We start from the raw sequence: 1,254 nt of genomic DNA, 5'->3' as shown, positions 1-1,254 counted from the left end.
TTCTGTGAGCCAAGGAGTTGAGACCACGATTTGTCTTCCCTAAGACCGCTTGGCCCTCCGACTTCGCCGTGCGCGCGCCGCCGGCGGCGCGCGCACGGCGGGCGCGGTGCCCTCGCTCATCGACCGGCGCGGCTGACGGCGGGCGACCCGCCACGGGACGCCGCGCGCGCCCGGCCCCCACGCGGGGCCGGGCGCGCGTGCGTTCGCGGGCGTGACGAACTGGGAATGAACTTCGGGGGCACGCTGCCGATACTGCTGCACAGAGGCGCGACGCTCCCGTCGCCGCCCCCCGCCCGCAGCCGCCCCACCGCCCGATGAGCCTCCCGATCCCGCAGCCGACGGCGATTCCCCGCACCGCGCCCGGCTCCGTGTCCGGCTCCCCCTACGCCCCGCCGGCGCGCCCGGCCGGCGCCTACGCGACGCAGGCCGCGCGCTACCGCGACGCCGAGCTGGCGGCGGCGTCGCCGGGGCAGCTGGTGGTGATGCTGTTCGACAAGATCCTGCTGACGCTACGCCGCGCGCGCGCGGCCGCCGAGGCGCGCCGGATCGAGGAGCGGGTGGAGCTGCTGCTGAAGGCGAACGACATGATCGCCGAGCTGCGCGCGTCGCTCGACTTCGAGCAGGGGGGCGGGATCGCGCAGAACCTCGACGCGCTCTACGCGTGGTCGATGCGCACGGTGTTCGAGGCGAGCCGCACCGGCGAGCCGGCGAAGATCGACCCGGTGGTGCGCGTGATGTCGGAGCTGCGCGACGCCTTCGCGCAGATCGTGGGCGGGGTCGCCGGCGCGGCGCACCCCCGCCGCCGACGCGGCGTCGCGGCCGGGCGACGGCGCGCGCCACCGCCACCCGCTCGAGGACAGCGACCGCCTCGCCTGGCAGGCGACGGCCGCGGTCCGCCTGCTGGAGCGGTTCGGCGCGCTGCTGACCGTCGCGCTGGACGCCGTCGGCTCCTCCGGCGACGCGGCGCTGGCGGCGGCCCTGGGCGAGCTCGACCTGCTGGTCGCGCTGCTGGAGCGGCAGCGCGCCGCGCTCGCCGAGACGCGCGCCGGCGTCCGCGACTGGCCCGGGCTCGACGACGGCGGCGCCAGCGCCAGCCAGCAGGCCCTCGCCCTGATCCTCGCCCCCGTGGACGACGCGCTCGAGCACGCGCAGCACCTGCACCGCCGCCTCGCCGACGAGACGCGCGGGGCGCTGGTCGCGCGCGCCGGCGGGCGGCGCGAGTCGGCCCGCCCGGCGCGCGCGGTCGCCCTGGTG

Annotated in this window: 1 protein-coding gene; it reads right to left on the bottom strand. The window is 78.1% G+C overall.

Translation table 11 applies throughout. The annotated features are described in order from the left end of the window. Positions 1-509: 509 nt before the first annotated feature. The gene (locus PYV61_RS25485; RefSeq protein WP_275836693.1) at positions 510-794 is read right to left on the bottom strand and encodes a hypothetical protein; all 285 of its coding nucleotides are present in this window, start codon (positions 792-794) and stop codon (positions 510-512) included. Positions 795-1,254: the final 460 nt, after the last annotated feature.

The organism is Roseisolibacter sp. H3M3-2 (genome assembly GCF_029211165.1).
GTDB lineage: Bacteria > Gemmatimonadota > Gemmatimonadetes > Gemmatimonadales > Gemmatimonadaceae > Roseisolibacter.
Note: the sequence above shows the minus strand (reverse complement) of the source record. Positions and strands in the feature narration are given on the sequence as shown.